At 61.0% G+C, this 7,729-nt stretch carries 10 protein-coding genes; 5 read left to right on the forward strand and 5 right to left on the reverse strand.

All coding sequences use genetic code 11. The annotated features are described in order from the left end of the window. The 4 genes from AC1DWI_RS08450 to AC1DWI_RS08465 all read left to right on the forward strand — a co-directional run. Positions 1–476 (forward strand): hypothetical protein (locus tag AC1DWI_RS08450; protein WP_477724666.1); only part of this gene is annotated, 476 nt, incomplete at its 5' end. A 159-nt stretch (positions 477–635) separates the two neighbouring features. Further along, positions 636–1,178, forward strand: a complete 543-nt coding sequence (locus AC1DWI_RS08455) for a class I SAM-dependent methyltransferase (RefSeq protein WP_477669602.1) — start codon at positions 636–638, stop codon at positions 1,176–1,178. Between the two features lie 170 nt (positions 1,179–1,348). Beyond that, on the forward strand, positions 1,349–1,723 hold the full coding sequence (locus AC1DWI_RS08460; RefSeq protein ID WP_477668945.1) for a putative quinol monooxygenase: 375 nt from the start codon (positions 1,349–1,351) through the stop codon (positions 1,721–1,723). A gap of 48 nt (positions 1,724–1,771) precedes the next feature. Then, positions 1,772–2,176, forward strand: a complete 405-nt coding sequence (locus AC1DWI_RS08465; protein ID WP_477724667.1) for a DUF5071 domain-containing protein — start codon at positions 1,772–1,774, stop codon at positions 2,174–2,176. Between the two features lie 170 nt (positions 2,177–2,346). Here AC1DWI_RS08465 and AC1DWI_RS08470 read toward each other — a convergent pair whose 3' ends face one another. The 5 genes from AC1DWI_RS08470 to AC1DWI_RS08490 all read right to left on the reverse strand — a co-directional run bounded on the left by AC1DWI_RS08470 (position 2,347) and on the right by AC1DWI_RS08490 (position 7,334). Next, positions 2,347–3,267, reverse strand: a complete 921-nt coding sequence (locus AC1DWI_RS08470; RefSeq protein WP_477668947.1) for an RluA family pseudouridine synthase — start codon at positions 3,265–3,267, stop codon at positions 2,347–2,349. 18 nt (positions 3,268–3,285) lie between these two features. After that, positions 3,286–4,005, reverse strand: a complete 720-nt coding sequence (gene trmB, locus AC1DWI_RS08475) for a tRNA (guanosine(46)-N7)-methyltransferase TrmB (protein WP_477668948.1) — start codon at positions 4,003–4,005, stop codon at positions 3,286–3,288. 17 nt (positions 4,006–4,022) lie between these two features. Beyond that, entirely contained in the window at positions 4,023–5,003 is a 981-nt protein-coding gene (gene gluQRS, locus AC1DWI_RS08480) for a tRNA glutamyl-Q(34) synthetase GluQRS (RefSeq protein ID WP_477724668.1), read from the reverse strand. 130 nt (positions 5,004–5,133) lie between these two features. Continuing rightward, the gene (locus tag AC1DWI_RS08485; protein WP_477668950.1) at positions 5,134–6,207 is read right to left on the reverse strand and encodes an NAD(P)/FAD-dependent oxidoreductase; all 1,074 of its coding nucleotides are present in this window, start codon (positions 6,205–6,207) and stop codon (positions 5,134–5,136) included. Between the two features lie 179 nt (positions 6,208–6,386). Next, positions 6,387–7,334, reverse strand: coding sequence for a LysR family transcriptional regulator (locus AC1DWI_RS08490; protein ID WP_477668951.1), 948 nt, complete (start codon positions 7,332–7,334; stop codon positions 6,387–6,389). Between the two features lie 124 nt (positions 7,335–7,458). Between AC1DWI_RS08490 and AC1DWI_RS08495 the strand changes: the two genes are divergently transcribed. After that, positions 7,459–7,729, forward strand: a 271-nt coding sequence (locus tag AC1DWI_RS08495) for a pirin family protein (protein WP_477724669.1), incomplete at its 3' end; no start/stop codon positions are given.

Here is a 7,729-nt window from a genome sequence, read left to right on the forward strand (position 1 = left end):
CGGCGCTGGAAAAGCAGGCCTTCAACGTACAAGAGGAACTTGCATCTGCCACCTTGAGTGCTTTGAAGGAGGCCAACCAAAGCGCCATACCGGGAGATGGAATCAAATATGAAAAGGACGACCCAACTTCGATTGACTACAAAAATAGCGCAATCACCGCGGACAGCATACTGACAGTGACCATATCGAATATGGGACTTTATTCCAGTCGGCTAAAGACGACGTTCGCACCCAGATTGAATATCTCGTTTGAACTCGTAGATATAAAGACAGAAGATTCGATCTATTCGCAGTCCATCAGTTATGGCGCAGACGCCAACAAAAATTCGGATGACGAGATCACCGCCAACGCGAATTACACCTTCGCATCGTTCGAGGATGCCCTCAGTAGAGCGGGGGAGCTGGTTGAGGCGTACCGAGATGGAATCAAGAGGACGGCGCAACTCGCTGCTCAACAAATCAAAAGGGCGCATTAGGCGGCACGACCGGCGGATGTAAGCCAATTGCACTTTTCGCACGCCCATGAAAAACCTACCCCATCATTCCAGCGGACTGCCTGCGTCAACCGTTCACCTCAAACGTTAGGAATCAAGAAACACATGCTCCACGACCCGTGGCTTGGCCGATGGCTTCCGATGCTCCAGGAGTCCGTTGGCTCACAGCCGGTGCTTGAGATCGGCTGTGGAACGGGCGCAGACACGTCCACCTTGGTCGGTGCCGGCCTTTCTGTTCTCGCCTTCGATCTTTCCGCCACCTCTGTCGCCGCTGCGAGGCTCCGGGCACCTCAGGCACGCATCTCATGCCAGGACATCAGGGATCCGTTTCCCCTTCTCCCTGGCGAAGCTGGTGCCGTTGTGGCAAGCCTTACCCTGCACTACTTTCCATGGCAAGAAACCCTGGAACTTGTGAGCCGGATCAGGCAGACGCTCAAGCCGGGTGGGCTGCTCTTGTGCCGGCTGAACTCGGTCCAGGACAAGAACTTTGGAGCCACTGGGCATCCTGCCATTGAGCCCAACTACTACCTTGTTGACGGCCAGGCCAAGAGGTTCTTTGATGCGCAGGGCGTCGACGAACTGTTCGCAACCGGATGGCAGGTCTTGTCCAGGGAACACCAGACGACCAACAAGTACGTTCGCAAGAAAGCGTTGTGGGAAGTCGTGGTCCAACGCGGCGCCTGATCCACCGTTCCAGCGGACCACCTTCGGCGGCCGCTGAACTCAAACCTTAGGCATCGCGAGGGCTCTTCGGCAACTGCAGCGCCTCATCATTGTCTCTCTCGCACCCAGGTGAGTCACTACGCGCAGAATTGGCGCGGGCATATCGCCCGTGAGAACCACAGGAAACATGAATGTTTACGCTTGACACCTGCTGCACCTTGGTGCCGTATTTCGAGGTCCAAGACGGACAACTTGACGCTTTCAAAGCTCTGGCGCAGAAGCTCGTCGCCAAGACGGGCACGGAGCCGGGTTGCCTGCACTACGCCTTCTCTTTCAGCGGCAACGTCGCCCACTGTCGCGAGGGATACGTAGACGCAGCCGCCCTGCTCGCACATCGTGAGAACGTTGCTGAATTGCTTGGCCAAGCGCTGAAGATCGCAAAGATCGTCAGGTTCGAGGTCCACGCGCCAGAAGCGGAGATCGATAAGCTTCGCGGCCCGATGGCATCGCGCAATCCACAGTTCTTCGCGCTCGAAGAAGGCATTCGCCGTAGCAGCGAGGCCTAACCCTTGAATCGAGAGGACCGCCTTCGGCAGCCTATCATCTCAAACGTTATGCGTACTGAACTCGCCGCACTGGTGCCACGTCACAAGAGTGATCTGCAAGTCGCACGTGATGTTGCGGGTCGCAGCTTCGCCGAAGTTGAACCCATTGTTCCCKCACTTCTAGAGTGGACCCAGGACCGCAATTGGCCGGTGGCCACGATCCTCTGTCCGTTCTTTGCGAGCATAGGCGTACCGCTCGTCCCCTACCTGCGTCGAGTCTTCGCCACGGACGACGAAAGCTGGAAGTACGAAGTCATTGTTTCCATCATCCGGCTGTCGTCGGAGTTGTGTTCGGCCTTGTCAAAGGATCTTCGGCGCATGGTTGACAGCCCGACAGCTGCTGAGGAGAAGGAAGAAGTGAATGTCGCGGCGTCGGAAGCATTGGAATCTCTCGCCGGTGATGGCAACGCATAACATGTCAATCGACACGGACCCGCAACGGCAGAAGGCGGCTTCGCCACTTGTGTTGGTGGTCCGATCATTTTTACGTTAGTTCCCACAGAGGGCTAGTGTTTGCGGCTGTGTTTGAGCAGATGCACTGGGTCATGGCCAGCTCGGCTTGGCGGACATATGCCAAGGCCTCATCAAGGCCGCAGGCCCCGCAGCGCCAGCCGGCTTTCAAAGCGTCGTTGCTCGCCTGTTACCGGGTCCGTGAACGCAATGGACTTGGCCAGCAACTGCAGCGGATAGCGATAATCGTCTTCCGGTGTCACTTCGACCGGCGGATACATGCGGTCATTCAGCAGTGGCAGGCCGAGCGCATTCATGTGTACGCGCAGCTGGTGCTTCTTGCCCGTTACGGGGTTGAGGGCATACAGCGCGTGGTCGCCGCGTACCTCGATCACATCGATCTGCGTGTGGCTGTTGGGCTCACCCGTTATTTCACGCTGCCGGAAAAAAGGTTCGTCTTCGACGATGCGGCTTTTGCGTGTGAGGGGAAAGCCAATATCGCCGCGCCATGGCGCCACGGCTTCGTAATGCTTCGTGACCTCATGCCGGCGGAACAATGACTGGTAGGCATCACGCTCCGCCGGGTTGACGGAGAACAGCACCAGGCCTGCGGTTTCACGGTCGATGCGGTGAATCGGCACCAGGCCGTCGATGCCGAGCCGGTTTTTCAGGCGCACCAGCAGGGTCTCCTGCAGGTAGTGGCCGGAGGGCGTCACAGGCAAGAAATGCGGCTTGTCGGCCACGACAAGGTGTTCGTCCTGAAACAGCACGGACTCTTCAAACGGAATGCGGGGTTCTTCGTCCAGTGCGCGGTAGTAGTACACGCGCATGTGGCCACGGTAGGGGCGTTCGGCGGTGACGGCTTCACCGAATTCATCGACCACCAGGCCGTCCTGCATGCGTTGCAACCATACCTCGCGCGAGATGGCCGGAAAGCGTTCAACAAGAAAGTCTGTGATGCTGGGCCAGCTGCCGGCCGGCAGGCCGACGCAACTGGGGCTGATGCCGGCCCGCGTGGCCAAACCATGCAGCCCGAGCTTGGGTGTTTTGCTCACACCCGCGCAGCCGCAAGATCACGCACGCACAAACACGACGTCCCAGACGCCATGCCCCAGCTTGATGCCGCGGTTTTCAAATTTGGTCAATGGGCGGTAGGCTGGCTTGGGGGCATAGCCACCAGCACTGCTGTCTGCCGTATTTTTCAACAGCGGCTCGGCGCCCAGTACTTCCAGGATCTGTTCGGCATAGGGTTGCCAGTCGGTCGCGCAATGCAGGTAGCCGCCGGGCTTGAGGCGGGCCGCGAGTTTGGTGATCAGCGGTGGCTGGATCAGCCGGCGCTTGTTGTGTTTTTTCTTGTGCCAGGGGTCCGGGAAAAAGATGTGCGCGCCGTCGAGGCTGGCGCGGGGGAGCATGTCGTCAATCACTTCGACCGCATCGTGCTGCAGGATGCGGATGTTGGACAGCTTCTGTTCGTCGATGCGTTTGAGCAGGGCGCCCACGCCGGGCGTATGCACTTCGCAGCAAAGGAGGTTCTTTTCGGGCATCAGTGCGGCAATGTGCGCCGTGGCCTCGCCCATGCCAAAACCTATTTCAAGGATCGTGGGAGCGTTGCGCCCAAAGGCCTTTTCAAAATCCAGTGGTGCATCGGCATACGGCAGCAAAAACTTCGGGCCCACATCGGCAAAGGCCTTGGCCTGGCCCGCGGTGGTGCGGCCGGTGCGGCGCACAAAGCTGCGGATGTTGTGGGGAGGATGGGTGTCGGCGGGCGCGCCTTCGGGTGAGGCAGGCGGCACAGGGGGAGAGGTTTGAATCACCCTGTGATTTTAGTCGCCCAGAGCGGCACGGCCAGTTGTAGCCAGGCGGCGGGTGTCGCTGCGTTGGCTATACGCTCAACCTCCAGCCCCAGCGTTTGGCCGGCCTGGACCAGCAGCGCCAGGGGGCGGGCGGTGTCCAGCGGCTGGGCGCCGTTCTGCTTGGACAGTTTTTCGCCGTTCGGGCCCAGCACCAGCGGCGTATGCAGGTAACGCGGCAGCGGCAGGCCGAGTGCGCGCTGCAGCAGGATTTGCCGCGCGGTGTTGTCGGCAAGGTCTTCGCCGCGGACGATGTCGGTGATGCTCTGGGCTGCGTCGTCTACCACCACGGCCAGCTGGTAGGCCCAGAGGCCGTCCGCCCGTTTGAGGACAAAGTCGCCGACCTCACGGCTGACGTTTTGCATCTGTGTGCCCAGGCGGCGGTCATCCCAGCTGATTTCGGCCTGTGCGGCGGCCGCTGGCGTGGCATCAGTTGCTATTAAATTTATAGCTGCTCGCGCAAGTTCTGATTGGGCCAGGGCACTATTTGGCACATAATTTGGCGTCAAAAACCGCCACGCACGTGCAGCACGGCCATGCAGCCCGTTGCGGCAGGTGCCCGGGTACACCAGTTCGCCATGGCGTTCGCGTGGCTRCCCGGACGCGGCCAGCGCCCGCGCAATGTCCTGCCGTGTGCAGGCACAGGAGTAGGCCAGGCCGCGGGTGACCAGTGAATCCAGGGCGTTCTGGTACAGGGCGCCGCGTTGTGACTGGTAAACCGGTGCTTCATCGGGTACCAGGCCGCAACAGGCGAGTTGTTCAAGAATGACGCGATCCGCGCCAGGCACGCAGCGCGGGGTATCGACATCTTCGATGCGTACCAGCCAGCGGCCACGGTGCGCCCGGGCATCCAGCCAGCTGGCCAGGGCCGCTACCAGCGAACCCGCGTGAAGCGGGCCTGTGGGCGAAGGGGAAAATCTACCTTTGTAGCCCGAGGCCATAAGCAGAAGGAACTATGAGAAGGCTAACCTGGCGGCCGCCGCGCCGGGCCGCCCCAAGCAAGGCCAGCCCCTACTTCAGGTGACAGGGGCAGCGAGCCGCCGCAGGCACGCGAAGCGACAAGCGTGGGGGCTAACAAATTTCGAGGGCCATCTCAAGGCCCGAGACAAAGCCGTCTTCGACACGGTGGCCGAGGCACCAGTCGCCGCAGGCGCCAATGCGCGATTTGGCGTCCCAGGCGTGGGTTTTGCCCAGCGGTTGCTGCGTTTGGGCGTGGCGCCAGCGGTGCACCGCCGCGTGTGACGGCTGGGCGCGGATGCCCGTCACTTCTGTGAAGGCCTTCAGCAGCTTGGCCTTGACGCGCTCGGCATCGTCTTCCAGGTGGCGTTCCGACCATTCCGGGCTTGCCTGCACGGTCCAGCGTTCGATCGGGCTGCGCCCAGGCTTGGACGATTCCCGCGCCAGCCAGGCAATGCGGTGGTGCGTGCTGCGCGCTGCATTCCAGTGGGGCCCCAGGTGCGCCATCGTGGGCTGCATCGCCTGCGGAAAGGCCAGCATCAACGTCCAGCAGGGCGCAACGCTAACCTCGGACAGCTCGGCCACCAGGGGCTTGGCCTGTTGTGAACTGAGCAACAGGGCCTGCGCCTGCGAAGACGGCACCGCCAGAATGACGGTATCAAAACCCGAATGGACGCGGCTGTCTGCGCCGGGCCCTTCGGTTTGCAATTGCCACTGGCTGGCGTGCAGCTTGTCGGGTTCGATCCGCATGACTTCAGTTTCCAGCGCTAGCTGGCCGGCAGCATCGAGGGGCTGGGCCCACAGCCGCACCAGTGCGTTCATGCCGGGTGAGGCGACCCAGTGGGCTTCCTTGGGCGGCAGCGCCGAGGCCACGACACGGCCGAGTTCATCGAGGATGCGCACGGTGTTGGCGCTCCAGGGCCGGACCAGCCCGGTAGCGGTGGTCAGGGCTTTTTCAAAGCGCGCGTCCCGCACGGTGAAATATTGCGTGCCGTGGTCAAAACCGCCGAATTCGCTTTCGCGTGTGGCCATCCGGCCGCCGGCGCCCCGGCTTTTTTCAAACACGGTGACGCGGTGCCCGGCCTGCACCAGGGTGCGGGCGCAGGCAATGCCCGCAATGCCTGCGCCTATGACGGCAATGCGGCGCGGAGCCGCGGATTCAGGGGATCGGATGGATTTTTTTGTCATATCTTTGTACTTTGTGCGGTTTGACGAATGGGCGTACTGCGGATCATTCAAGTGATTTGCGGCGTCCCGGCGTATGTCATCACATCTCAACCATAAACGAAAACTTTAAGAACCTGTTTCAAGCACACTCTACACGCAGCCGCAGCGCATGCGCAGATATTGCGTGCCACTACGGGTTTTCATGCAGACTGGTCACGCTCCAGCAGGGCTTTTCGTGTGGCGGGATTTTCCAGTTGCTTCAGCCACCACTGCAGCGCCCGCCCGCCATGGCCGTCCACGACGCGCAGCCACGCATAGCTCATGGGCACGAGGCGTGGGGCTCGCTGCATTTTTTTCTCGACCAGCCTCCCGGTGGCGACATGCGGACGCGCAAGGTATTCAGGCAAAAAGCCGCCGCCCAGTCCCCGCAGTTGGGCCTGCAGTTTTTCCTGCATGCCGGGCACCGTAAAAATGTCCTGGCCGCCGAGCAGGCCCACAGTGATGCCGCTGCCACGCTGCACGGAATCCGCCACGGCCACGGCCCGGTGGGGCATCAGCATCGCATCCGTTATCGGTTCAGCAGCTTTTGCCAGTGGGTGATGGGGCGCCACGGCATAAATGAAATGAATGCTGCCCAGTGTCTTGTGTTGCACCGAGGTATTGACGGATGGTTCCATGGCCACCCCGATGGCCAGGTCTGCCTGGCCGGAGGTAAGCGCTTCCAGCGTGCCCGACAGCGCTTCTTCGCGAATCCGCAGGCGTGTGGGTGGGTTCAGGGCAAAAAAAGCTTCGCACAGTTCCATCACGGTGGTGCGCGAGATCACGCTGTCCACAGCCAGCGTGAGCTGCGGTTCCCAGCCGGTGGCGACGCGCTTGACGCGATTGGCCACGGCGTCGAGTTCGGCCAGCAGGCGGTTGCCTTCACGCAGCAATTCCTTGCCGGCCTCGGTCAGTTTGGCCTGGCGCGAAGAGCGGTCAAACAGCAGCACATCGAGGGCATCTTCCACCTGGCGGATGCGGTAGGTGAGGGCGCTGGGAACCAGGCCCAGCTCGCGTGCCGCAGCCGCCATGCTGCCGGTCCGGTGCACGGCGCCAATCAGGCTGAGGCTCTCCGGGGTCAGGGCGTCGCGAATCCGGTTATTGGTCATTGGGGGAAATATCATTCAAATAATTTGAATGATGCCATCAAAACGCAGCAATGAAAAGTGGGCTGCCCGCGCCTACATTGGAGTCATTGCAACGCAGTTCAACGCACCTTGAAAGGAGCACCTCATGATGACTTTAAGAACATCCGGCGAACGCGGTTACGCCGATCACGGCTGGCTCAAATCTTTTCATTCCTTTTCGTTTGCCGGCTATTACGACCCGGCCCACATGGGTTTTGGCAACCTGCGGGTCATCAATGAAGACCRCATTGCCGCCGGCCGCGGCTTCGGCACCCACGGCCACAAGGACATGGAAATCATCAGCTATGTGCTGAGCGGTGAGTTGGCGCACAAGGACAGCATCGGCAACATCAAGGGCATCCCGCCCGGTGATGTGC

Source organism: Polaromonas sp. P3_C2, from assembly GCF_056402675.1.